The organism is Arthrobacter celericrescens, assembly GCF_003614925.1.
Taxonomy (GTDB): domain Bacteria; phylum Actinomycetota; class Actinomycetes; order Actinomycetales; family Micrococcaceae; genus Arthrobacter; species Arthrobacter celericrescens.
Map to the genome: position 1 here is coordinate 1 of NZ_QYLP01000009.1, position 22985 is coordinate 22985.

19 protein-coding genes and 3 tRNA genes are annotated in these 22985 nt (G+C 66.9%); 14 read left to right on the forward strand and 8 right to left on the reverse strand.

The window, feature by feature from the left end:
• Window positions 1-93 precede the first annotated feature (93 nt).
• The 5 genes from ilvC to D3654_RS00385 all read right to left on the reverse strand — a co-directional run bounded on the left by ilvC (window position 94) and on the right by D3654_RS00385 (window position 6749).
• Window positions 94-1119 carry a ketol-acid reductoisomerase gene (gene ilvC / locus D3654_RS00365; protein WP_245413015.1) on the reverse strand — a complete coding sequence of 342 codons (1026 nt, stop codon included), beginning with the start codon at window positions 1117-1119 and terminating at the stop codon, window positions 94-96.
• Between the two features lie 95 nt (window positions 1120-1214).
• Complete coding sequence (gene ilvN / locus D3654_RS00370; RefSeq protein WP_120519565.1) at window positions 1215-1727, reverse strand: acetolactate synthase small subunit; 513 nt, start codon at window positions 1725-1727, stop codon at window positions 1215-1217.
• A gap of 2 nt (window positions 1728-1729) precedes the next feature.
• Window positions 1730-3631 carry an acetolactate synthase large subunit gene (locus D3654_RS00375; RefSeq protein ID WP_120519566.1) on the reverse strand — a complete coding sequence of 634 codons (1902 nt, stop codon included), beginning with the start codon at window positions 3629-3631 and terminating at the stop codon, window positions 1730-1732.
• Window positions 3632-4015: 384 nt separating this feature from the next.
• Window positions 4016-5737: a dihydroxy-acid dehydratase gene (ilvD, locus tag D3654_RS00380; protein WP_120519567.1), complete on the reverse strand. Its 1722-nt coding sequence runs from the start codon at window positions 5735-5737 to the stop codon at window positions 4016-4018.
• Between the two features lie 10 nt (window positions 5738-5747).
• A complete protein-coding gene (locus D3654_RS00385; protein ID WP_120519568.1) occupies window positions 5748-6749 on the reverse strand; it encodes a LysR family transcriptional regulator in 1002 nt (333 codons plus the stop codon).
• Between the two features lie 95 nt (window positions 6750-6844).
• On the opposite strand from D3654_RS00385, the gene D3654_RS00390 reads away from it, so the two are divergent.
• From D3654_RS00390 to D3654_RS00405, 4 genes are all read left to right on the forward strand, one after another.
• Window positions 6845-7777 (forward strand): sunset domain-containing protein, encoded by a 933-nt coding sequence (locus D3654_RS00390; protein WP_120519569.1) that lies wholly within the window; start codon window positions 6845-6847, stop codon window positions 7775-7777.
• A gap of 26 nt (window positions 7778-7803) precedes the next feature.
• Window positions 7804-9015, forward strand: coding sequence for a PQQ-dependent sugar dehydrogenase (locus tag D3654_RS00395; protein ID WP_425359381.1), 1212 nt, complete (start codon window positions 7804-7806; stop codon window positions 9013-9015).
• 118 nt (window positions 9016-9133) lie between these two features.
• A tRNA-Lys gene (locus D3654_RS00400) sits at window positions 9134-9209 on the forward strand.
• 67 nt (window positions 9210-9276) lie between these two features.
• A tRNA-Lys gene (locus D3654_RS00405) sits at window positions 9277-9352 on the forward strand.
• A 144-nt stretch (window positions 9353-9496) separates the two neighbouring features.
• Here the strand turns inward: D3654_RS00405 and D3654_RS00410 are convergent.
• Window positions 9497-9997 (reverse strand): MarR family winged helix-turn-helix transcriptional regulator, encoded by a 501-nt coding sequence (locus D3654_RS00410; RefSeq protein WP_120519570.1) that lies wholly within the window; start codon window positions 9995-9997, stop codon window positions 9497-9499.
• Window positions 9998-10089: 92 nt separating this feature from the next.
• Between D3654_RS00410 and bcp the strand changes: the two genes are divergently transcribed.
• The 7 genes from bcp (at window position 10090) to D3654_RS00445 (ending at window position 19205) form a co-directional block, all read left to right on the forward strand.
• On the forward strand, window positions 10090-10566 hold the full coding sequence (gene bcp, locus D3654_RS00415) for a thioredoxin-dependent thiol peroxidase (RefSeq protein ID WP_120519571.1): 477 nt from the start codon (window positions 10090-10092) through the stop codon (window positions 10564-10566).
• A 68-nt stretch (window positions 10567-10634) separates the two neighbouring features.
• Window positions 10635-10719 (forward strand) — tRNA-Leu (locus tag D3654_RS00420).
• A 94-nt stretch (window positions 10720-10813) separates the two neighbouring features.
• The gene (locus D3654_RS00425; protein WP_205571689.1) at window positions 10814-12460 is read left to right on the forward strand and encodes an ABC transporter substrate-binding protein; all 1647 of its coding nucleotides are present in this window, start codon (window positions 10814-10816) and stop codon (window positions 12458-12460) included.
• A gap of 79 nt (window positions 12461-12539) precedes the next feature.
• Window positions 12540-14045, forward strand: coding sequence for a malate:quinone oxidoreductase (locus tag D3654_RS00430; RefSeq protein ID WP_120519572.1), 1506 nt, complete (start codon window positions 12540-12542; stop codon window positions 14043-14045).
• 68 nt (window positions 14046-14113) lie between these two features.
• A complete protein-coding gene (locus D3654_RS00435) occupies window positions 14114-17341 on the forward strand; it encodes an efflux RND transporter permease subunit (protein ID WP_120519573.1) in 3228 nt (1075 codons plus the stop codon).
• Between the two features lie 230 nt (window positions 17342-17571).
• A complete protein-coding gene (locus D3654_RS00440) occupies window positions 17572-18702 on the forward strand; it encodes an LLM class flavin-dependent oxidoreductase (protein ID WP_120519574.1) in 1131 nt (376 codons plus the stop codon).
• Window positions 18699-19205: a MarR family winged helix-turn-helix transcriptional regulator gene (locus tag D3654_RS00445; protein WP_120519575.1), complete on the forward strand. Its 507-nt coding sequence runs from the start codon at window positions 18699-18701 to the stop codon at window positions 19203-19205. Before D3654_RS00440 ends, D3654_RS00445 begins: the two co-directional genes overlap by 4 nt.
• Here the strand turns inward: D3654_RS00445 and D3654_RS00450 are convergent.
• On the reverse strand, window positions 19202-20008 hold the full coding sequence (locus D3654_RS00450; protein WP_120519576.1) for a transglutaminase-like domain-containing protein: 807 nt from the start codon (window positions 20006-20008) through the stop codon (window positions 19202-19204). The two genes, D3654_RS00445 and D3654_RS00450, sit on opposite strands and share 4 nt — an antisense overlap.
• A 69-nt stretch (window positions 20009-20077) precedes the next feature.
• The gene (locus D3654_RS00455) at window positions 20078-20875 is read right to left on the reverse strand and encodes a hypothetical protein (RefSeq protein WP_120519577.1); all 798 of its coding nucleotides are present in this window, start codon (window positions 20873-20875) and stop codon (window positions 20078-20080) included.
• Between the two features lie 24 nt (window positions 20876-20899).
• Between D3654_RS00455 and D3654_RS00460 the strand changes: the two genes are divergently transcribed.
• The 3 genes from D3654_RS00460 to D3654_RS00470 all read left to right on the forward strand — a co-directional run bounded on the left by D3654_RS00460 (window position 20900) and on the right by D3654_RS00470 (window position 22851).
• Window positions 20900-21586, forward strand: coding sequence for a DUF1684 domain-containing protein (locus D3654_RS00460; RefSeq protein ID WP_245413016.1), 687 nt, complete (start codon window positions 20900-20902; stop codon window positions 21584-21586).
• Between the two features lie 74 nt (window positions 21587-21660).
• The gene (locus D3654_RS00465) at window positions 21661-22275 is read left to right on the forward strand and encodes a DM13 domain-containing protein (RefSeq protein ID WP_120519578.1); all 615 of its coding nucleotides are present in this window, start codon (window positions 21661-21663) and stop codon (window positions 22273-22275) included.
• An 87-nt stretch (window positions 22276-22362) separates the two neighbouring features.
• On the forward strand, window positions 22363-22851 hold the full coding sequence (locus D3654_RS00470; RefSeq protein WP_120519579.1) for a GtrA family protein: 489 nt from the start codon (window positions 22363-22365) through the stop codon (window positions 22849-22851).
• Window positions 22852-22985 lie beyond the last annotated feature (134 nt).

A 22985-nucleotide genomic window follows, 5' to 3' on the forward strand; every position in this document is an offset into this window, starting at 1 on the left:
GACGCCCGCCCGGCCTGATGGCCGGGCGGGCGCCTCACGCTGGCCGGCGCACGTGACGCGCTGTGTGCGCGCCGCGCGCCGGACGGCGTCGGGTTAGCGGGCTGCGGAGCCTTCGACGTAGTCGGCGTCCTGCTGCTGCCAGGAGAACAGCGAACGCAGCTCGCGGCCGACGGCCTCGATCGGGTGCGATTCAGCCTTGGCGCGCAGTTCCTTGAACTCGACGGCGCCGTTGTCCTGGTCGTCGATGAAGCGCTTGGCGAAGGCACCGTTCTGGACGTCGGCGAGGACGGCCTTCATGTTTTCCTTCACCTCGGGGGTGATGACGCGCGGGCCGGAGACGTAGTCGCCGTATTCAGCGGTGTCGGAAACGCTCCAGCGCTGCTTGGCGATGCCGCCTTCCCACATGAGGTCGACGATGAGCTTGAGCTCGTGCAGCACCTCGAAGTAGGCGATCTGCGGCTGGTAGCCGGCTTCGGTCAGGGTCTCGAAGCCGTACTGGATCAGCTGGGACACACCGCCGCAGAGGACAGCCTGCTCGCCGAAGAGGTCGGTTTCGGTCTCTTCGGTGAAGGTGGTCTTGATGACGCCGGCGCGGGTGCCGCCGATGGCCTTGGCGTAGGACTTGGCCAGCTCCCAGGCGGAACCGGAGGCGTCCTGCTCGACGGCGATGATGTCCGGGATGCCACGGCCGGCTTCGAATTCGCGGCGCACGGTGTGGCCCGGAGCCTTCGGGGCGATCAGGATGACGTCGACGCCTTCCGGAGCCTCGATGTAGCCGAATCGGATGTTGAAGCCGTGGGCGAAGGCCAGGGCCTTGCCGGGGGTCAGCTTGTCCTTGATGGAGTCGTTGAAGATCGAGCGCTGGTGCTGGTCCGGTGCCAGGATCATGATGACGTCGGCCCATTCGGCGGCGTCGGCAACGTTCTTGACAGTGAAGCCGGCATCCTCGGCCTTGGCGGCGGACTTGGAGCCGTCCTTGAGGGCGATGACGACCTCGACGCCGGAGTCGCGCAGGTTCAGCGCGTGGGCGTGGCCCTGGGAACCGTAGCCGACAATGGCAACCTTGCGGCCCTGGATGATCGACAGGTCTGCGTCGTCGTCGTAGAACATTTCAGTCACTTGCGTAACTCCTCTTGAGTGGTTTCTTGGAGATGTAATTCTGTGGTGCTGCGGTAGAGCAGCCGTGCCCGGCCAGGCGGCGCCTAGGCTGCCTGTTACGCGGAGCGTAATGCCCTGTCACTCATGGAGCGGGATCCCCGTCCAACGGCCAACGTGCCGGACTGCACAATTTCACGGATGCCGAACGGCTCCAGCACTGACAGCAGTGCCGTGAGCTTCTCGGGGTGACCCGTTGCCTCGATGACCAACGAGTCGGTGGACACGTCGACCACGGAGGCGCGGAACAGGTCTGCAGCCTGGGTGACCTGCAGACGAGTTGCGGCATCCGCACGTACCTTGACCAGGATGTGGTCGCGCTGTACGGAAGATTCGGAAGTCAGCTCGACAATCTTGATCACGTTGACCAGTTTGTTCAGCTGCTTGGTGACCTGCTCGATGAGCTCGCCATCGGCGTCGACGACGACGGTCATCCGGGAGATGCCGGTGACTTCGGTGGGGCCCACGGCAAGGGAGTTGATGTTGAAGGCGCGCCGGGCGAAGAGGCTGGCCACGCGGGTCAGCACGCCGGGCTTGTCTTCGACTAGAACGGACAGTGTGTGGCGGCTCATGCTTAGTCCTCCTCTTCCCATTCCGGGGTCATGTTGCGGGCTACCTGGATCTGGTCGTTCGACACGCCGGCGGGCACCATCGGCCACACCATGGAGTTCGGGCTGACCACGAAGTCGATGACCACGGGGCGGTCGTTGATCTCCAGGGCTTTCTGGATGGTGGCGTCGATGTCCTCGTCGCGTTCGCAGCGCAGCGCAGCGCAGCCGTAGGCGTCGGCGAGCTTGACGAAGTCCGGGATGCGGACCGTGTCGTGGCCCGTGTTCAGGTCGGTGTTCGAGTAGCGGCCGTCGTAGAAGAGGGTCTGCCACTGGCGCACCATGCCCAGCGAGGAGTTGTTGATGATCGCCACCTTGATCGGGATCTTGTTGATCGCGCAGGTGGCCAGCTCCTGGTTGGTCATCTGGAAGCAGCCGTCGCCGTCGATCGCCCAGACCACGCGATCCGGTTCACCCACCTTGGCACCCATGGCCGCCGGAACGGCGTAGCCCATGGTTCCGGCACCGCCGGAGTTCAGCCAGGCGTGCGGCCGCTCGTACTTGATGAACTGCGCGGCCCACATCTGGTGCTGGCCGACGCCGGCAACGTAAATGCCTTCGGGGCCGGTCAGGGCACCGATGCGCTCGATGACGCGCTGCGGGGCGGTGAGTCCGTCTTCCGGTTCCGTCCAGCCCAGCGGGTAGGTGTCGCGCAGGTTGTTCAGGAAGGACCACCAGGACGCGAGGTCCGGCGTGCCGGACTGAGCGAACTGGTTGCGGACGGCCTCGCTCAGTTCCGGGATGATCTCCTTGACCGAGCCGACGATCGGGACGTCAGCCAGGCGGTTCTTGGAGATTTCGGCGGGGTCGATGTCGGCGTGGATGACCTTCGCGTTCGGCGCGAAGGTGCTCAGCACGCCGGTCACGCGGTCGTCGAAGCGGGCGCCGAGGGTGACCAGGAGGTCGGCCTGCTGCAGCGCGGTGACGGCCGACACGGAACCGTGCATGCCGGGCATGCCCACGTGCTGGGCGTGCGAGTCCGGGAAGGCGCCCTTGGCCATCAGGGTGGTGACCACCGGCGCGCCGGTCAGTTCGGCCAGTTCCAGCAGTTCGGCCGAGGCGTGTCCCTTGACCACGCCGCCGCCCACGTAGAGCACCGGCTTCTTGGCTTCGGCGATGAGGCGGGCCGCTTCGCGGACCTGCTTGTTGTGGCCGCGGACCACCGGACGGTAGCCCGGCAGGTCCACCTTCGGCGGCCAGGAGAAGGTCATGTTGCCCACCTGGGCGTTCTTGGCGATGTCCACCAGCACCGGGCCGGGACGGCCGGTGGATGCGAGGTGGAAGGCTTCGGCCATCACGTGCGGGATGTCTTCGGGGTCGGTCACCAGGAAGGAGTGCTTGGTGATCGGCATGGTGATGCCCACGATGTCCGCCTCCTGGAAGGCGTCGGTGCCGATGACGGCTGCCGAGACCTGGCCGGTGATGGCGACGAGGGGCACGGAGTCCATGTGGGCATCCATGATGGCGGTAACGAGGTTGGTGGCACCGGGGCCCGAGGTGGCGATGCAGACGCCAACCCGTCCGGTGACCATGGCGTAGCCTTGGGCTGCGTGGCCGGCTCCCTGTTCGTGACGGACCAGGATGTGATTCATCTTGGAGGCCATCAAGGGGTCGTAGGTGGGGAGGATCGCGCCACCGGGCAAACCAAAAATATCGTCGACGCCGAGTTCTTCGAGCGAGCGCACGATAGCTTCCGAGCCGGTCATTACCGTTGGGGGTACAACGTTGTTCGGCCCGAGGACAGGAGAGAGAGTTGCAGCATTGTCGACGACGGCGTCAGCGGCACGGTCGACTTTTTCCGGAGCTTTTGTGGCTCCAGCGGACTTTGCAGCCATCAGCGAGGGGCTGATCGGCGATCCTTTGCTCATCGGACTCTTCCTTTGGGGATCTTCAGTTAGTGAAAGGTACTGCTGGGGTACTGCGTGTGATCACGGATTTGCTCTGCCATCGGCAATAAAAAAACCCCTCAGCCTTGCGGCTCTTCGAGGGGTTGCGCGTGACAGATCGTTGCCGGCCGGCTTAGTAAGCCACGCGCTTGCTAAGTACGACGACGGTGCCGGTAACGGTTGCGATCATGCGTTCAGTTTTCCCTCTTTGTGAGAGAGGTGTCAAACGCGACAAACCCGAGTCTCACTATGTGGACATCATAGTCCACGGATTGGGCATCCTCTCGCCCAACTAGCTCGCAGTAGATGTCGTTATGAGGCGTCAAAACGACGTTAACTGCGAGCCAGTTGGGCGGGCACGGCTTTTCAGCCGCAATAGGCTCCGGTGGAGGCGCTGTGCACGAGCTTGGCGTACTTGGCCAAGACGCCCCTGGTGAACTTGGCGGGCAGCGGTTCCCATCCTGCCCTGCGGGCCTCGAGTTCTGCCTCGTCCACCAGCAGGTCGAAGCTGCGCGCGGCGATGTCGACCCGGATCCGGTCTCCGTCCTTGACGAAGGCGATGGGGCCGCCGTCGACGGCTTCGGGGGCGACGTGCCCGATGCACAAACCGGTGGTGCCGCCCGAGAAGCGGCCGTCGGTGAGCAGGAGGACGTCCTTGCCTAGCCCTGCGCCCTTGATGGCGCCGGTGATGGCGAGCATTTCGCGCATGCCCGGGCCGCCTTTGGGGCCCTCGTAGCGGATGACGACGACGTCCCCCTTGTGGATCGCACCGTTGTCCAGGGCGTCGAGGGCGCCCTGCTCGCGCTCGAAGACGCGGGCGGTTCCTTCGAAGACGTCGGCGTCGAAGCCGGCAGTCTTGACGACGGCGCCCTCCGGGGCCAGCGAACCGTGCAGGATGGTGATGCCGCCGGTCTTGTGGATCGGGTTGTCCAGCGCGCGCAGGATCTTGCCGTCGACGTCGGGCGGGTTGATCGATTCAAGGTTCTCGGCAACTGTCTTGCCGGTGACGGTGAGGCAGTCGCCGTGCAGCAGTCCGGCGTCGAGCAGTGCCTTCATGATGACCGGCACCCCGCCGATCCGGTCGACATCGGTCATGACGTAGCGGCCGAACGGCTTGAGGTCGCCCAGGTGCGGGACCTTGTCGCCGATGCGGTTGAAGTCGTCCAGGGTCAGTTCCACGTTGGCTTCGCGTGCGATGGCGAGCAGGTGGAGCACCGCGTTGGTGGAGCCGCCGAACGCCATCGTGACGGCGATGGCGTTCTCGAACGCCTTCTTGGTCATGATGTCGCGTGCGGTGATGCCGAGGCGGAGCAGCTTCACCACGGCCTCGCCGGATTTGCGCGCAAAGTCATCACGACGGCGGTCTGCCGAGGGCGGGGCGGCGGAGCCGGGCAGGGACATGCCCAGGGCCTCGCCGATGCACGCCATGGTGTTGGCCGTGTACATGCCGCCACAGGCGCCTTCGCCGGGACAGATGGCCTTTTCGATGCGGTCGAGGTCACCACGGCTCATCTTGCCGGCCGCACACGCTCCGACCGCCTCGAAGGCGTCAATGAGGGTGACTTCCTTCTCGGAGCCGTCCTCGAGCTTGACCCAGCCCGGCATGATGGAGCCCGCATACAGGAAGACGCTGGCCAGGTCCAGGCGGGCGGCCGCCATGAGCATCCCGGGCAGGGACTTGTCGCAGCCGGCCAGGAGCACGGAGCCGTCGATGCGCTCAGCCTGCATGACCGTTTCCACGGAGTCGGCAATGACTTCGCGGGAGACCAGGGAGAAGTGCATGCCCTCGTGGCCCATGGAGATGCCGTCGGACACTGAAATGGTGCCGAACTGCATGGGGAACCCGCCCCCGGCGTGGACGCCTTCCTTGGCGCCCTGGGCGAGACGGTTCAGCGAGAGGTTGCAGGGGGTGATTTCGTTCCACGAGCTCGCGACGCCGATCTGCGGTTTCGCAAAGTCGTCGTCGCCCATGCCCACGGCCCGGAACATTCCGCGCGCGGGGGCGGCATGGATGCCGTCCGTCACGACGCGGCTGCGGGGCTTGATGTCCGGTGTGTTGCCTGTCGCAATCTGGGTGTGGTCAGTCATGGCGCAAAGTCTATGACTCCGCGGCCCGGCCGACGACTACTTCCGCCCGTTTGGTTCCGGCCTTGCGGCGGCCGGACGGCTTGGCGCCCGCATGGGTGCTGCCCGCCGGAACTGCCACCTCGGCCGCGACGTCGCGGAGCAGCTCCAGCGTGTGCCGCACCGTGGTGCGGGCGGCAACGTCCCGCCGCGCCAGGGCGACGATGCTGCGGCTGGCCCTGACGCCTTCGATCGGGCGCAGCACCAGGCCATGGCCGGCGCCGGTGCGGGCGGTGTACCGGGGCAGCAGGCTGATGCCGTGGCCGCCCTTCACGAGTGCCTCCAGGACGCGCAGGTCCGGGAAGCGCTGGCGGCGGACCGCCGTCGTCCCCGCCTGGAGCTCGATCCGGCGCAGGACAGTGTCGAAGGGAAAGCCGGCCGGGACCCCGATCCACGGGTACCGGGCCACGTCGTGCGCTGTGAGCCGGGCCTTCGCCGCGAGTTCGTGGCCCGCGGGCATCGCCACGTCCAGGGGTTCTTCCAGCAGGGGCAGCACCTCGAGCCCGTGCCGGGCGAAAAGCTCCGCGCCGTCCACGCTGTGTGCCAGGACGATGTCGTAGTCGGCAGCGAGGCCGGCGAATCCGGCGGTGCCGGGGTCCTCTAAATGTGCCTCGAGGCGCACTCCTTCGACCTGACCGATCCTGTGCAGCAGCCCGGGCAGGAGCATCTCGGCAGCACTGGGAAAGAAAGCCGCCCTGATCCGTGACTGCCAGCCCTGGCGGTAGGCGTCCACGGTGGACTCGGCCCGCGCCACCGCGGTGGCGACATCGGCGGCGGCACCGGCCATCGCCTTGCCCGCTTCGGTGAGCCGCACTCCCCTGCCGTCCCTTTCGACGAGCACCACGCCGAGTTCGTCCTGCAGGACCTTCAGCTGCTGGGACACTGCGGAGGCCGTGACGTTCATGGCCTCCGCAGTGGCTCCGACGGTTTGCCGGTCGGCCAGTTCGCGGAGGATCCGCAACCTCTTGAAATCCATGTGGCCACCCTAGGCGATGGTTGCTGGACACCCTCGGGGGGCCGCCGTAACGTCAAGGCTGACAAGTGCACCACTCAAACAGAAGGGCTCCTGCCGTGGATTGGTTGATCTGGGTCATCGTCATTGTGCTCGTCGCCGCGGTTGCGTGGTGGCTGTTGAGCCGAAGGGGCTCGTCCTCCGCGCCCGCCGGCACCTCCTCCCGCGCGGGGACGGCGCCGTCCTCTCCCTCCGCCGAATCCCCGCACATGGACGTGGCCGCCTCGGCAGCACTCTCCGGCGCTGCGCCCGCAGTACCGGTGCCCGCGCCCCAGGCGCCGGCAGCGGCGGTCCCGGAACCGGCCGCCGAAACCGGCGGCGGCGATGTGGACGACTGGGACGACGCGGCCGCCGAAGCCCCCGCTGCGGAGGGCTCGTCAGCGACGCCGGAGCCGGTGGCCAGCGCAGTGGTCGAGCCCGTCGATGAACCCGCCCTGGCAGAACCCGTGACGGCGGAACCCGTCCTGGACGAAGAAGCGTCCCGGGAGGCGACTTCGGCCGAGGAAACCGTCGAGGGCGTGACGGCCGACGACGTCGCTCCCGCAGACGCCGGTCCGCTCACCGACGCTGCGGCCAGCGACGCTGCTGCCGACAAAGAGGAGTGGGAGGCCAGCTGGAGCGACGCACCGCCGCGGCAGGCCCCGGTGCACCACCCCGAATACACGGCACCGCACGCACCCACGCTGCCCGGGGCGGAAACGGCCGCCGCAGAGGAAGGCCTGGCCACCGAGGAGCAAGCCCCTGAGGCGGACGCCGCACCGGCCGCCGGCGGGCACCTGGCCGCAGGGCAGCCCTACGGGGAGGGATCGGCCGCGGCCGGACCCGACGGCAGCGGACCTGCCGACTTCACCGTCAAGGCCGACGCCGGCACCATGACCTACTACGACGAGGACATGCCGTCCTACGAGGAAGCCCAGGCGTCCGTCTGGTTCCTCTCCGCGGCACACGCGGAGGCTGCAGGCTTCCGCCCGCCGCGCCGGTCCCGCTACTGACCTCAGGACAGGGCAGGGGAGGAAGCATGGAAAGGCTGGCGCTGGTTGGGCGGATCCGGCGGCGGCCCATGCTCGGCTCCCGGGGCGGAGGGGCGGCTGGCTTCAAGGGCCGCTCCGTCGCCTTCCTGCTCGTCCTGCTCTCCGGCAGCGCGTTGATTGCCGGCTGTACGGGCGGCCCACCCGGCCCGGTTCCCACCACGGCCGGCAGCTCGTCCCCCACCGGCACGCCGCCGGACAGCACGGGAACCACGGGGACTTCCGGAAGCACGGGAACCAAACAGCCGGCGGTCCAAGCCAAGCTCGACCTCGGGCTGGACATCCCTTGGTCCGTGGTTTTCCTGCCGGACGGAACCGCCGTCATTTCCGAACGGGACTCCCGGCTCCTCAAAACCGTCCGGAACCGCGAGGCCCGCATTGTCGGCGAGGTTCCCGCCGTCGTGCCCGGCGGCGAAGGCGGCCTGATGGGGCTGGCATTGTCCCCTCACTTCAGCACCGACCGCCTGCTGTACTTCTACTACACGGCCGAATCCGACAACCGGATCGCCCGGGCGAGGCTCGACGCGGACGCGGGCGGCGGGTTCACCCTGGGCCAGCCCGAGGTGGTTTTCTCCGGCATCCCGAAGGCCTCCACCCATAACGGCGGCCGGATCCGCTTCGGCCCCGACGGCTTCCTCTACGTAGGCACCGGCGATTCGCGGCGGCGCGAACAGCCGCAGGACAGGAACGCCCTGGGCGGGAAAATCCTCAGGCTGACGGCCGACGGCGCCCCGGCTCCTGGCAATCCCTTCGGCGACAACCCCGTGTACAGCTACGGTCACCGCAACGTCCAAGGCCTGGCCTGGGACAAGGACGGCAGGCTGTGGGCGAGCGAATTCGGGCCCGACGTCGACGACGAACTGAACCTGATCCGTCCCGGCGGCAACTACGGCTGGCCCGAGGTGACCGGCGCCCCGGGCCGCGAGGGCTTCATCGACGCGAAGGCCGTCTGGCCGTCGACGGCGGACGCCTCGCCGAGCGGACTGGAAATCGTCGACGGCGTGGCCTACACCGCCGCGCTCCGCGGGCAGCGGCTCTGGACGATTCCGCTCGACGGTGAACAGGCCGGGACGCCTGTGGCCTATTTCACGGGCGAATACGGGCGGCTCAGGGACGTTTCGCTCGCGCCGGACGGCACGCTGTGGGTCCTCAGCAACAACCGGAACCCCGATTTTGCCCTGCTCCTGAGGCTCCCCGGATAGGACGCGCAAAACGCCCCCGGCCGATTTCGCACTTTGAGTGACTCTCGTGTAGAGTTACATGTCGTTGCGGAGATCAACGGAAAAGGAAATACTCCATTCCGGCGGTCGAAAACAGCAAGCACCTCTAGCTCAACTGGCAGAGCAATTGACTCTTAATCAATGGGTTCCGGGTTCGAGTCCCGGGGGGTGCACCAAGGGAAGGGCCCTTGAGCGGTAAAGCGTTCAAGGGTTATTTCTTTGGGTTGGACACCACAACTGAATGCACCTCTAGCTCAACTGGCAGAGCAATTGACTCTTAATCAATGGGTTCCGGGTTCGAGTCCCGGGGGGTGCACCAAATAGGAATCCCGGACCGGCTGACGCTGGTCCGGGATTTTTCGGTTTTAAGGCCGCANCGGACCGGCTGACGCTGGTCCGGGATTTTTCGGTTTTAAGGCCGCAGGGACCGCCGGGAACCACACCGGGGCCGGGGTCCGCCCACTCAGTCCCGGTTCACGGCCTCCGCGTCGGCCGGCAGGACGCGGGACGCAGCCCCCGCGACGATGTCGTGCACCTCGGGCGAGGCGTGCTTTTCGGACAAAGCCCGCACCAGGATCGTGAGCTCACCGCGCAGGGCCGTCGCGTCCACGGGCGAATCCCGCAGGACCTCGCGTTCCAGGCGCTCCGCGGCGTCCAGCACCTGGGTACCGGCCTCGCTCAGGCAGACGATCTGGCTGCGCCGGTCGCTCAGGCTGCGGGATCTCTCGATGTAGCCGTGGGCTTCAAGGCGGGACAGGGTCTTGCCCATGGTCTGCGCCTGGACCCGCACGATCTGTGCCAGCAGGACCTGCGTGATGGGGCCCTTCACCGCAAGGACTTCCAGGGCGATCACCCCGGCGTGGGTCAGCCCGAGGCTGCTCAGCTTTTCGTTCCAGTCATGTTCCACAAGCCGCGCCGCTGTGGACAACAGCCTTCCGGTTGGCCAACGCTCAATGTCAGGCATAACAGCCAGTATATAAAGGCGACTGCCAGCAATTCGGTTCCGGGGCGGGCTGTTACTAAGCTGGGTGGTCGAAAACGCAAGCAAGGAGCACCATGGCTGAACGACTTATTCCCGGCGACACCGCCCCCGGATTCACCCTCAAGGACCAGGACGGCAACGACGTCAGCCTGGAGTCCTACCGCGGCACAAACACGATCGTCTACTTCTACCCCGCCGCTTCCACCCCGGGCTGCGCCAAGCAGGCCTGCGATTTCCGGGATTCGCTCGCTTCCCTCCAGGCGGCAGGCTACAAGGTGGTGGGCGTCTCCCCCGATCCCGTTCCCGCCCTGGCGAAGTTCGTCGCCGAAGAAGCGCTGACCTTTCCCCTGCTCTCTGACGAGGACCACAAGGTGGCCGACGCCTATGCGGCCTGGGGCGAAAAGAAGAACTACGGCCGCACCTATCAGGGCCTGATCCGCTCCACGATCGTGGTGGACACCGAGGGCAAAGTGGCGGTGGCGCAGTACAACGTCCGGGCCACCGGGCATGTCGCCAAGCTGCGCCGCGACCTGAAGCTGGACGTCCGCTAAGGCACCCTGCCCGCATGGGTAGAATGGAGGCCGACGGCAGGGACCATGAGATCCCGACGCCGGCACTTGCGCGAGTGGTGAAATTGGCAGACACGCAGGATTTAGGTTCCTGTGCCTTCGGGCGTGGGGGTTCAAGTCCCCCCTTGCGCACCAACATGGACGGCTGGACCCCGTTGGCACGGGGTCCAGCCGCTTTCCGTCCGACTGCCTTGAGGGGACAAGAGTGGCAAGCAGCAAACGACGCCGGATGAAACTGCAGATCGGCGCCGCCCTTCTTGCCTTGGCCCTGAGCTCCTGCACCGGTGTACCGGCCCCCTCACCGCCTACGGGAACAACCTCCGCCAACACGACGGACGTACCGGACCAGACCTTCAACTTCGGCACCCCGGCCATGCCGCTCGGACTCGACCCCGCCCTGAGCAACGATTCCGAGTCCTACCGCGTCACCCGCCAGGTCATGGAAGGCCTGATCGGCGTCGACCCGTCCACCGGCCAGACCGTTCCACTCCTCGCCACCGAATGGTCCGAGGGCGAGGACGGACTCAGCTACGACTTCAAGCTCAGGGAAAAGGTCGCTTTCCACGACGGCACGCCGTTCAACGCCGCCGCTGTGTGCAGCAACTTCAACCGCTGGTACACCTTCACCCCGGCGATCCGGAACCAGGCGCCGGGGATCATGTTCAAGAGCGTCTTCAAGTCGTTCTCGGACAACGCCTCGCTTTCCCTGTTCAAGGGCTGCAGTGCCCCCAGCGCCAACGAAGTGAAGATCACGCTCACCCGGCCCTTCACCGGATTCCTGCAGGCACTGACGCTGCCGGCCTTCGCCATGTCCTCCCCCACGGCGTTGGCGAAGCAGAAGGCCAACGTCCTGGACCGCACGCTGGACGGGCAGGCCGTGTCCGCCTACGCCTCGCACCCTGTGGGCACCGGGCCGTACGTGTTTTCCGCGTGGACCAAGGACAAGCTCACCCTCACAAGCTATGACAGGTACTGGGGCGACCGTGGCCAGATCGCCACACTGAACTTCATTCCCTTCGACCACCCCCAGAGCCGGCTCGATGCCCTGCTGAGCGGAAAGATCGACGGCTACGACCTCGTCACCGCCGGCACCTTCGACTCCCTGGTGAAGCACGGCAAGCAGATCGTGCAGCGGGATCCCTTCTCGGTGATGTACCTGGGCATCAACCAGGCCGTGGCGCCGCTACAGAAACTCGAGGTCCGCCAGGCGATCGAGTACGCCATCGACAAGGAAAGCCTCATCCGGAAGTTCTTCATGGACAACACGGCCCAGGCCTCCCAGTTCGTCCCGCCAAAGCTCAGCGGCTTCAACAACAACGCGCCGGCGCTGGGCTACAACCCGGCCAAGGCCAAGCAGCTGCTGGCCAAGGCCGGATACAAGGGCGAACCGCTCAAGTTTTACTACCCGCTCAACGTCACGCGCAGCTACCTTCCCACCCCCGAAAAGATCTACGCCGAAATCAGCAGGCAACTGACCGCCGTCGGCTTCAACATCAAACCGGTACCGGTGGACTGGGAGGACGGCTACCTGGCCAAGGTCCAGTCGCCCGGCCACCATGCCCTGCACCTGCTGGGCTGGAACGGCGCCTACTCGGATCCGGACAACTTCGTGGGCACGCTTTTCGGTGAGCGGCGGGGTGAGTTCGGTTACAGCGACGCCCAGGTCTTCTCCAAGATCGACCGCGCCCGGGGCATGCCGGAAGGCCCCGAACGCAACGCCCAGTACGACACCATCAACGCCCAGATCGCGGCAACGGTCCCGGCGGTGCCGATCGCCTTCCCGATCTCGGCCCTGGCGCTGTCCGACCGGGTGGAAAAGTACCCCGCTTCGCCGGTCTTGAACGAAGTTTTCACGAACGTCCGCCTAAAGTCTTGACGGCCCCCCGTAATTTCAGTTATGGGGTGGCGCGGGGATATTCTGTGACAGCCAATGCCGCTGCTATCGGAGATTGACTGTGACTTTCATTTCCAAGACCAAACACGCCGACGTCGTCCTTATTGGCGGCGGAATCATGAGCGCAACGCTCGGGGCGTTCATCAAGCAGCTCGAACCCGACTGGAGCATCGCCCTCTTCGAACGCCTGGACGAAGCGGGCCTCGAAAGCTCCGGACCTTGGAACAACGCAGGAACGGGCCACGCCGCGCTCTGCGAACTGAACTACTCCCCGGCAGCCAAAGACGGCTCCGTGAACCCCTCCAAGGCGCTGCACATCAACGAGCAGTTCCAACTGTCCCGCCAGTTCTGGTCCCACCTGGTCGACAACAACCTGATCGGCTCCCCCAAAGGCTTCATCAACACCGTTCCGCACATGAGCTTCGTCATCGGCGACAGGCACGCGGACTTCCTCAAGACCCGCTACGAGGCCCTCAAGCCCAACACCCTCTTCCGCAGCATGGAATACACGGAAGACCAGGCCCAGATCGCAAAGTGGGCTCCCCTGATCGTCAAGGGCCGCGACGCCAAGCAGCGCGTTGCCGCCACCCGCGCGGCCGAAGGCACCGACGTCGACTTCGGCGCGCTGACCCGCGAGCTGACTTCCTACCTCGCCAAGAGCGGCGTCGAGGTCAACTACGGCCACGACGTCACTAACATTTCCAAGGCCTCCGACGGCGGCTGGGACCTTTCGCTTAAGTACCCGGCCTCCGGGGAACGCAGCCGCATCCACGCCAAGTTCGTGTTTGTCGGCGCCGGCGGCGGTGCGCTGCACCTGCTGCAGGCCTCGGGCATTCCGGAGAGCAAGGGCTACGGCGGGTTCCCCGTGTCCGGCCAGTTCTTCCGCTGCACCGACGAGGAGACCGCCCGCCAGCACAGTGCCAAGGTGTACGGCCAGGCATCCGTGGGCGCGCCGCCGATGTCCGTGCCGCACCTGGACACCCGCTACGTGGACGGAAAGCGCTCCCTGCTGTTCGGCCCGTACGCCGGCTTCTCCACCAACTTCCTCAAGACCAGCAGCTACCTGGACCTGCCGCTGTCCATCCGCCCGGGCAACATCATCCCGATGCTCGCCGTGGCCAAGGACAACATGGACCTGACGGCCTACCTGATCAAGGAAGTGGCCAAGCGCCACGACGCCAAGGTCGAAGCCCTGCGCGAGTACTACCCCGAGGCCGACGGCGCCAAGTGGGAGCTCATCACAGCAGGCCAGCGCGTGCAGATCATCAAGAAGGACCCGCAGAAGGGCGGCATCCTGCAGTTCGGCACCGAGGTCATCGCCGCCCGCGACGGCTCCATCGGCGCCCTGCTCGGCGCGTCCCCGGGAGCCTCCACCGCCGTGCCGATCATGATCGAGCTGCTGCAAAAGACCTTCCCGAAGAACTTCAAGGGCTGGCAGGCCAAGCTCAAGGAAATGATGCCGGGCTACGGGGTCAAGCTGAACGACAACCCGGACCTCGCCGCCGAGATCGAGGCAAGCACCGCGCAGTCGCTGCAGCTCGAGAACGCCGACGCCACACAACGGTAGGCACCCTGTCCGGGCTGCTGCGGCCACGCCCGAACGCTGTACAACCGTAGATTTCACGAGGGGATGCAATGTTCGCTCTGGCAAGGCTTTCACTGGCGAACAGGGCCCTGATTGCGCTGATCACCGTCTTCGCGGCGGTGTTCGGCGTGATCACCATGTCCTCCCTGAAGCAGGAGCTCATCCCGTCGATCGAGTTCCCGCAGGTCACGGTCATCACGTCCATGCCGGGGGCATCCCCGGAGGTCGTGGACAAGCAACTCAGCCGCCCGCTCGAAACGGCGCTCAACAGCGTGGAGGGGCTTGAGTCGAGTACCTCCACGTCGCGCAGCGGGGTTTCGCAGATCACGCTGGTGTTCAGCTACGGCTCCAACCTGGACCGCGCCCGGAACCAAATCGACCGGGCCATCTCGAACGCCCGGCGCACGCTGCCGGCGGACGTGGAGCCCCGCTCCTTCGCCGGCAGCGTGAGCGATTTCCCGATCATCTTCCTGGCAGTGTCTTCGGACAAGCCGCTCAGCGAACTGAATGCCGGGCTGCTGCGCCTCAGTGTGCCCAGGCTGCAGAAGATCGACGGCGTGCGGGGCGCCGAAGTCAGCGGCGGCGCCAGCCAGCACATCCTGATCCAGCCGAAACCCCAAGCCATGGCCGCCGGCGGTGCCACGGTCCGGTCCATTTCGGATGCCCTGAGGAACAACGGAGCATTAGTGCCGGCGGGCACCTTAGAGGAGCAGGGCAAGTCGCTGTCCCTGCAGATCGGCAGCCCGGTCGACTCGCTCGACACGATCAAGAGACTTCCGCTGGCCGGCGCCAAGGCCGGCACCACGATCGGCGGGGTGGCCGACGTCAGCATCCAGGACGATCCCGCCACCTCGATCACCAGGACCAACGGCAAGGAAACCCTTGCGTTGACGGTCACCAAGAAGCCCGACGGCGACACTGTGGCGATCTCGCATGCCGTCAAGGATTCGCTGGACCAGATGAGCGCGGAGCTGGGTTCCAACGCCCGCTTCACCCCGGTCTTCGACCAGGCGCCGTACATCGAGAAGTCCATCAAGGACCTCACCACGGAGGGCTTGCTGGGCCTGGGCTTCGCCGTGCTGGTCATCCTGCTGTTCCTGCTGTCCGTGCGCTCCACCCTGGTCACGGCGGTGTCGATCCCGCTGTCCCTGCTGATCACGTTCATCGGCATCTCGGCCACCCGATACTCGCTGAACATCCTCACCCTGGGCGCGCTCACCATCGCGATCGGCCGGGTGGTGGACGACTCGATCGTGGTGATCGAGAACATCAAGCGCCACCTGAGCTACGGCGAACACAAGCTCACCGCCATCCTGAACTCCATCCGGGAGGTGGCCGGCGCCATCACCGCGTCCACCCTGACCACCGTGGCGGTCTTCCTGCCCATCGCCTTCGTCGGCGACCTGGCCGGGGAACTGTTCCGTCCCTTCGCCCTCACGGTCACGATCGCCCTGCTGGCCTCCCTCCTCGTGGCCCTGACGATCGTTCCGGTGCTGGCGTACTGGTTCCTCAAGTCACCTGCGGCAAGCAGCGACCCCGAGGCGGCCAAGGAAACAGCGGCGAAGGCGCACGAGGCGGAGCAGCGCACCCGCCTGCAACGCGGCTACCTGCCCGTCCTGTCCGCCACCCAGAAGCACCCCGCACTGACCATCGTGGCGGCGCTGCTGGTGCTGGGCGGGACGGCGGCCATGACGCCCCTGCTGGCAACCGACCTCCTGGGACGCTCCGGCGAAAACAGCATGACCATCCGGCAGGTCCTGCCGCCCGGCACCAACCTGGCCGACACCGCGGCGGCCGCCGCCGAGGTGGAGAAGCTGCTGGACGGCGTCGACGGCATCAAGGACGTGCAGGTGACCTCCGGCAACGCCCAGAACGGCCTCGCCGCGCTCACCTCAGGCGGCGCCTCGACGTCGACGTTCACGGTGGTCACTTCGGAGGACGCGGCCCAGGAGAAGCTGCAGGACACCGTCCGCACGCGGCTTGCCGAGGGCGGCGCCGCCGGCAAGGTCACCGTCGGCGCGCGGCAAGGCGGTTTCGGCACCTCCTCCACCGTGGACGTGACCATCAACGCGGCCACCCCGCAGGACCTGCAGACCGCCGGCGATGCCGTTTTCAAAGCCCTCGACGGCGTCCCCGGCAGCTCCGAGACCGCCACCAACCTCGTCCCCGGCCAGCCCGTGGTCCAGGTGAAGGTGGACCGTGCAAAGGCCACGGCGGCCGGCCTCAACGAGGAACAGGTGGCCGGGGTGCTTGCCGCCACGGTCGCGCCGGTCCCGGCCGGGACGGTGCGCATCGAGACCAACGACTTCCCGGTCCAGATCGGCGAGGGCACCCGCTTCACCAGCATTGCGGGGGTGCGGGGCATCTTGCTCCCGACGCCGGCTGGCCCGGTCGCGCTGGGCAGCGTCGCCAGCGTCGAGCAGGTGGACGTTCCGCTCTCCGTGACCAGCAGCAACGGCCAGCGCACCGCCAAGGTGACCGTGACGCCGTCGGGCTCCAACCTCGGCGCGCTGAGCAGCGCGGTGCAGGAGCGGCTGGACGGCGTGCAGCTCCCGCCGGGCGTGACGGCGGTGATCGGCGGCGCCACCACCCAGCAGGCGGAGTCCTTCCGGCAGCTCGGCCTGGCGCTGCTCGCCGCCATCGCGATCGTCTACGTGATCATGGTGGCCGCCTTCAAGTCGCTCATCCAGCCGCTCATCCTGCTGGTCTCGGTGCCGTTCGCCGCCACCGGCGCCATCGGCCTGCTCCTGTTGACCGGCGTGCCGCTCGGCCTGCCGGCCCTGATCGGCCTGCTGATGCTGGTGGGCATCGTCGTCACCAACGCGATCGTACTGATCGACCTCATCAACCAGTACCGCAACCCGCGCGACGGCCGGCCAGGCATGAGCGTCGACGACGCCATCACCCACGGCGCCCGGCAGCGCCTGCGGCCGATCCTCATGACCGCCCTGGCCACCGTGTTCGCGCTGACACCGATGGCGCTCGGCTTCACGGGAAGCGGCGGATTCATCTCGCGCCCCCTGGCGATCGTGGTGATCGGCGGCCTGGTTTCGTCCACGCTGCTGACCCTGGTGCTGGTTCCCGTCCTCTACAAGCTGGTGGAAGGGCGCCGGGAGAAGAAGTCGCTGCTGAAGGCACTCAAGGAGCGCCCCGCCGTCGTGGACCGTGCGGATGGAAGCGGGCCGGCCGGAAGCGGCGACGACGAGTTCCTCGACTGGACCACCGGGATGGTCCCGAAAATCACGGGCCGCCGGGCCGCACCGGGTTCTCCCAAGTAGCCCTCCCCCCCAAGTAGCCCTCCCCCCCCAAGTAGCCCACCCTTCCCCCAACTACCTCGCAGTTGTTGTCGTTTTGCGCGCCCAAAACGACGTTAACTGCGAGCCAGTTGGGTGCCCGGGAATAATCCCCGGCTCCGGGCGTTACACAGGACGATAGATGCAAATGCATCTAGTTTGGGATACACTGTCGGTAACGCCCGCGCACCCGCGGACAGGAAGAAAGGCACATCATGGAGATCGGCGTATTCAGCGTCAGCGACATCACCACTGACCCCACCACGGGCCGCACCCCCACCGAGAACGAGCGCATCAAGGCATCCGTGGCGATCGCCAAGAAGGTCGAAGAGATCGGCATGGACGTGTACGCCATCGGTGAGCACCACAACCGGCCCTTCTTCTCTTCCTCCCCCACCACCACGCTGGCCTACATCGCCGCCCAGACCGAGCGCATCACCCTCTCCACCTCCACCACGCTGATCACCACGAACGATCCCGTGAAGATCGCCGAGGATTTTGCCATGCTGCAGCACCTGGCCGACGGCCGCGTGGACCTCATCATGGGCCGAGGCAACACCGCGCCGGTGTACCCGTGGTTCGGCAAGAACATCCAGGACGGGATCGAGCTCGCGATCGAGAACTACGCCCTGCTGCGCCGCCTGTGGGATGAAGACACCGTGAACTGGAACGGCAAGTTCCGCACCCCGCTGCAGAACTTCACCTCCACCCCGCGCCCGCTCGACGACGTCCCCCCGTTCGTGTGGCACGGTTCCATCCGCAGCCCGCAGATCGCCGAACTGGCCGCCTACTACGGCGACGGCTTCTTCGCCAACAACATCTTCTGGCCCAAGGAGCACTACCAGCAGCTGATCGGCCTCTACCGTGAACGCTACGAGCACTACGGCCACGGCAAGGCGGACCAGGCGATCGTGGGCCTCGGCGGCCAGTTCTTCATGCGGAAGAACTCCCAGGACGCCGTGAAGGAATTCCGGCCGTACTTCGACAACGCCCCGGTGTACGGCCACGGCCCGTCACTGGAGGACTTCACCTCGCAGACCCCGCTGACGGTGGGCAGCCCGCAGGAGGTCATCGAGAAAACCCTGACCTTCCGCGAATTCTTCGGCGACTACCAGCGCCAGCTGTTCCTCGTGGACCACGCCGGCCTGCCTTTGAAGACGGTCCTTGAGCAACTGGACCTGTTCGGCGAGGAGGTCCTGCCGGTGCTCCGCAAGGAGTATGCCGCCCTCAAGCCGGCCCACGTTCCGGACGCTCCCACCCACGCCTCGCGGGTGGCCGCCAAGCTCGCCGAAACCGCGGGCGATACGGCAGACGCCGCCGTCGGGAACTCCGGGGGCGTCGAATGAGCAGCCCCGCTCCGGCCGGGAAAGCCCCGGCCGGGGCCTCCCGGGCCGCGGGCTCCGTTTCCGGCAAGGACGTGCGCCTGGCCGCCGAGACCTGGGAGTCGTTGTTCCGTTCCCAGGTGGCGGTGATGCGCCGCCTGCAGTCCGGGCCCGCGTTCAAGAAGCTGCCCGTCAACGAGTACGACGTCCTCTTCACGCTCTCCCGCTGCCCCACCGGGAAGCTGCGCCTGAACGAGATCAACGACCACGTGCTGCTCAGCCAATCGAGCCTGAGCCGGCTGGTGGACCGGCTGGAGAAGCGCGGCCTCGTGGAGCGCAGCATCGCCCCCGAGGACGGCCGCGGCATCCTGCTGGGCCTCACCGAGGCCGGGCTGGAGCTGCAGAAGGAAATCGGGCGCGAGCATGTGCGGGACATCGCCGAGCTGCTGCTTCCTGCGCTCACCGCGGCGGAACAGCAGGAACTGATGCGGCTGACCGAGAAGCTGCGCGCGAAGCTTCCGGGCTAGCCGAGGACGACGGCGGCGGCCGGGTCTTCGGCGGGAAGCTCGCCGGCGACCCCGGCCGAGACCTTCAGGGTCTTCAGGGACAGGCTGCCGCCGACGGTGGACAGGAACGCGGTGTCCGAGGAGTCGCGCCCGGCGGTGATCCGCAGCATGGCTTCACGCGGGGCCAGGCCGGTGGGGTCGATGACGTACCAGCCGCCGTCGATGTGGGCCTCGGCCACGGCGTGGAAATCCATCGGGCTCAGGCCCGGGGCATACACGGCAGTGAGCCGGGCGGGAATGTCCTTCGACCGCAGCAGCGCGATCGCCAAATGGGCGAAGTCACGGCACACCCCACGGCGGTGCAGCAGCGTCTCCACGGCGCCGTCGGTTCCGCGGGACGATCCACTGACGTAGCGCAGCTCGCTGTTCACCCAGTCGCGGACGGCCTGCAGCAGTTCGCGGCCGTGCAGCCCGCCGAATTCCGCGTACGAGGTGGGCAGGAGCCGGTCCGATTCGGCGTAGCGGCTGGGCCGCACGTAGCGGATGAGCTCCATCTTCGATGACTCGTCCGGGACGCCGCGGCCGGTCACCGTGGCCTGGTACTCGACCTCCACTTCGCTGGGTTCGGCGAATTCCATGTAGTGGAAGCGGCCGCCGTGGTGGTCCTGGAGCTCCGTGTACGGCACGGGCTCACCGCCCGAGGTGACGCTCAGCGTTTCAGTCATCGAGGCGAAGCCGGGATTGCGGGCGACGGCGACGGCCATCGCTACCTTGGTGTTCGCGACAGTCTTGAAAACGAGCCGGGCGGCAACGTTGCGTTCCATGGATCTCCGGGATGTCTCGCGGCACAGCCCCCAGTGTCGCCGATGGTCGTGGAAGGCCGTGTCCGCGTTCTACGGATTGACCTTCAGAGACAGTAGCATCCGCTGGACGTTTGCGAAGTCGGCACTCTGTTCTACGTACTTCGCGGCCTGGCCCAGCGTGTCGAAGGACTTGGCGGGGGCCACCTTCTCGTCGGGGGCGAACGCACGGACTGCCGGAAGGTCGCCGAAGTAGATGTCACCCTTGCCCGCGGGCCCTTGCACGAGGTTCCGCAGCTGGCAGGCCTTGCCGTCCGTGCCCGCCACCAGGTTGGTGATGCCGAAGGAGCCGAAGAACTTGTAGCCCTGGATCACCCGGAACACCACGCGCGGCGAAATGGTCGCATCCGTGTCCGCGTGCGGAAGGTCCACCGGCACGCTGCTGAGCACCACGTAGTTCCGTTTCGCCTTCGGGCTGCACACAGGGGCTTTTGCGGACTGCAGGCCGGTGTGCAGGGTGGCGATGTACTCCCCTTCGGCGTCCTTGACTTCCACCTTCAGAGCTCCGGGCAGGGATCCGGCGTCGGGAGTGACGGACTGTGCAATCCACTCGTCCGGCAGTTCGAAGCTGACCTTCTGCCCGGCGTCGCTGTAGTTCTTCCACCGGGCGGCCGTGGGCGCCGCCGTCGCGGAAGCTCCGGGGGTTCCCGACGCGGTCGTGCTGCCCGACGGCGTTGCCCCGGACGGTGCGCCGGACGTCGCCGTTGAGCTGCCGGAACCCGCCGTCCAGACCGGCCCGCCCTTGCCTTCCTCGCTGCATGCCGCCAGCCCCGTGGTGAGCAGGATGGCTGCCAGGACAAGACTTCCGTTCGCTGCGCGGTTCCCGTTCATAGCCGCAAGCCTAGTATGGGTGGCATGGATGAGGAGTTGCTTGGCGGCGGCACCGGGGACGTGGCGGAGATGTCCGCGCTGGATGTCGCGGACTGGAGGCTGCGGACCTTCGCCCTCTACGACGAGGTCCGCCGGCTCGCCCGGGACGACCCTTTCAAGGCGCATATCCACTGGCGCCGGACCCGCGACCACATGTTCGGCACTCATCCTGCATCGGCGCTCACCCCGGCCGCCAAACAGGGATTCACCGGGCTGGACACGGCCGAGTACGATCCCGCCTTCCGCTTCCACGCCCGGCTCGCCCCCGCCGGCGCCGGGCAGGAGATGACCGTCCGGACAGGGACCGACGGCGATGTGCCGTTCCTCCGGCTCGGAACCTTCGAGCTGCCGGGCCTGGGCTCGCTGGCGGCATGGCGGCTGCGCAGCTATGGGGGCGGGATCTTCGTGCCGTTCCGGGACGCCACTTCTGGCAGGGACGGCGGGAGCTACGGCGCAGGCCGGTACCTCCTGGACACCATCAAAGGCGCGTTCCACGGCACGCAGGGCTCGGCTCCGGAGGAGGAGTTCATTCTGGACTTCAACTTCGCCTACAACCCGTCCTGCGCCTACAACGAGGCGTGGGCGTGCCCGCTGGCCGGGCCGGACAACCGCCTGGCCGCCGAGGTGCCGGTGGGCGAACGCTACGTTCCGGCCCTGGCCGGGCAGCCCTGAGGTTTCCCGCAGCTTAAGGGAACGGTAAGGATTCCGCCGGGACAGGCCCCCTCACAGGCGCCTAGCCTTGAACCATGACAACGCCATCCGATGGCAACCCCGTGCGGAAGCGGGCACTTCGGGCGTTCCTGCTCCGCCACAAAGCCCTCACCGTCACGGCGGCCGTGGTGCTGTTGGCCTTGTTCGTGGCCGGAGCCGCCCTCTTCCAGCCCTGGCGCCTGTTCACGAGCAGCACGATTGACGAGGCCCTGCCGGGGGTGGGGCAAACGGCGACGCCGACCGGCACGTTGGCCGTGGAGCCCGTCCCGGCGGACCCCGGAACAGGCGCCCCAACGCTTGTGCCGGCACCGGCGGTGGTGATCGCGAAGGGCGCTTTCCTCTCGCAGGAGCACCCCACCTCCGGAACTGCGAGCCTGGTAAAGCTTCCCGACGGCGGCCTGGTGCTCCGGCTGGAGAACCTCGCCAGCAGCGACGGACCGGACGTCAAGGTCTGGCTCAGCAACCAGGAAGCCGGCGGGGACTGGTTCAAGTACCGTTCCGGAAAGTGGCTGGACCTCGGGCCGGTGAAGGCCACCCACGGCAACCAGAACTACCCGGTCCCTGCGGGAGCCGACATATCCGGGCTCACCACAGTGGTCCTCTGGTGCGACCGGTTCAGCGTGGCATTCGGCTCGGCCGCCCTGGAATGAACGCCGCCTTGAAATGAACACGGCGGGGCATTGCAAACCGAGTGTCCCCGTTGGTGCCCACACGGATCCGTGTGCAAGGCTTGAGCAATGGAACCCGCCGCACTGCCCCGTGAACAGCTGCGGCAGTCCCCGCCGGAGACCCGCCCGAGCCACCGCCACAAAGGGCTGCTCCGCTATCCGGTACTGCGGCAACTGCTGCGCTTCACCGGCGTCGGGATCATCTGCACGGCCAGCTCGCTGGCCCTGTACGCGCTGCTCCGGCCGGTCCTCGGACCGCAGTTCGCGAACGCGGCCGCCCTCATCATCACCTCGGTCATGAACACGGCGCTGAACCGCCGCCTGACCTTCAAGATCACCGGCAGCCGGAAACGTCTCCAGGATCACCTCAACGGGCTGATCGTCATCGCAGTCGCGCTCCTGATCACCGGCGGAAGCCTGGGCGTGCTGCACGCCGCCAGGCCGGAAGCGACCGTCACCGAGGAGCTCTGGACCACCACCCTGTCCGGCTTCCTCGCCACCGCGGTGCGCTTCACGATGCTGCGGCACTGGATCTTCCGCCGGGCCCGCCACGCCTGACTCCGTCCAACTAGCTCGCAGTAGTTGTCGTTTTGAGGGCCCAAAAGGACAACAACTGCCAGTTAGACAATATGAATCGGGGCGGCTCGTCCGGGGTTGTTCATTGTCGCCGGACCGGTCCCGCCGCGCCGGCT

Bases quoted from the DNA above. Each gene is read 5' to 3' on its own strand.
- ilvN (WP_120519565.1), bottom strand. From the start codon at position 1,727: ATGAGCCGCCACACACTGTCCGTTCTAGTCGAAGACAAGCCCGGCGTG.
- D3654_RS00375 (WP_120519566.1), bottom strand. From the start codon at position 3,631: ATGAGCAAAGGATCGCCGATCAGCCCCTCGCTGATGGCTGCAAAGTCC.
- ilvD (WP_120519567.1), bottom strand. From the start codon at position 5,737: ATGACTGACCACACCCAGATTGCGACAGGCAACACACCGGACATCAAG.
- D3654_RS00385 (WP_120519568.1), bottom strand. From the start codon at position 6,749: ATGGATTTCAAGAGGTTGCGGATCCTCCGCGAACTGGCCGACCGGCAA.
- D3654_RS00395 (WP_425359381.1), top strand. From the start codon at position 7,804: ATGGAAAGGCTGGCGCTGGTTGGGCGGATCCGGCGGCGGCCCATGCTC.
- D3654_RS00410 (WP_120519570.1), bottom strand. From the start codon at position 9,997: ATGCCTGACATTGAGCGTTGGCCAACCGGAAGGCTGTTGTCCACAGCG.
- bcp (WP_120519571.1), top strand. From the start codon at position 10,090: ATGGCTGAACGACTTATTCCCGGCGACACCGCCCCCGGATTCACCCTC.
- D3654_RS00425 (WP_205571689.1), top strand. From the start codon at position 10,814: ATGAAACTGCAGATCGGCGCCGCCCTTCTTGCCTTGGCCCTGAGCTCC.
- D3654_RS00435 (WP_120519573.1), top strand. From the start codon at position 14,114: ATGTTCGCTCTGGCAAGGCTTTCACTGGCGAACAGGGCCCTGATTGCG.
- D3654_RS00440 (WP_120519574.1), top strand. From the start codon at position 17,572: ATGGAGATCGGCGTATTCAGCGTCAGCGACATCACCACTGACCCCACC.
- D3654_RS00445 (WP_120519575.1), top strand. From the start codon at position 18,699: ATGAGCAGCCCCGCTCCGGCCGGGAAAGCCCCGGCCGGGGCCTCCCGG.
- D3654_RS00450 (WP_120519576.1), bottom strand. From the start codon at position 20,008: ATGGAACGCAACGTTGCCGCCCGGCTCGTTTTCAAGACTGTCGCGAAC.
- D3654_RS00455 (WP_120519577.1), bottom strand. From the start codon at position 20,875: ATGAACGGGAACCGCGCAGCGAACGGAAGTCTTGTCCTGGCAGCCATC.
- D3654_RS00460 (WP_245413016.1), top strand. From the start codon at position 20,900: ATGGATGAGGAGTTGCTTGGCGGCGGCACCGGGGACGTGGCGGAGATG.
- D3654_RS00465 (WP_120519578.1), top strand. From the start codon at position 21,661: ATGACAACGCCATCCGATGGCAACCCCGTGCGGAAGCGGGCACTTCGG.
- D3654_RS00470 (WP_120519579.1), top strand. From the start codon at position 22,363: ATGGAACCCGCCGCACTGCCCCGTGAACAGCTGCGGCAGTCCCCGCCG.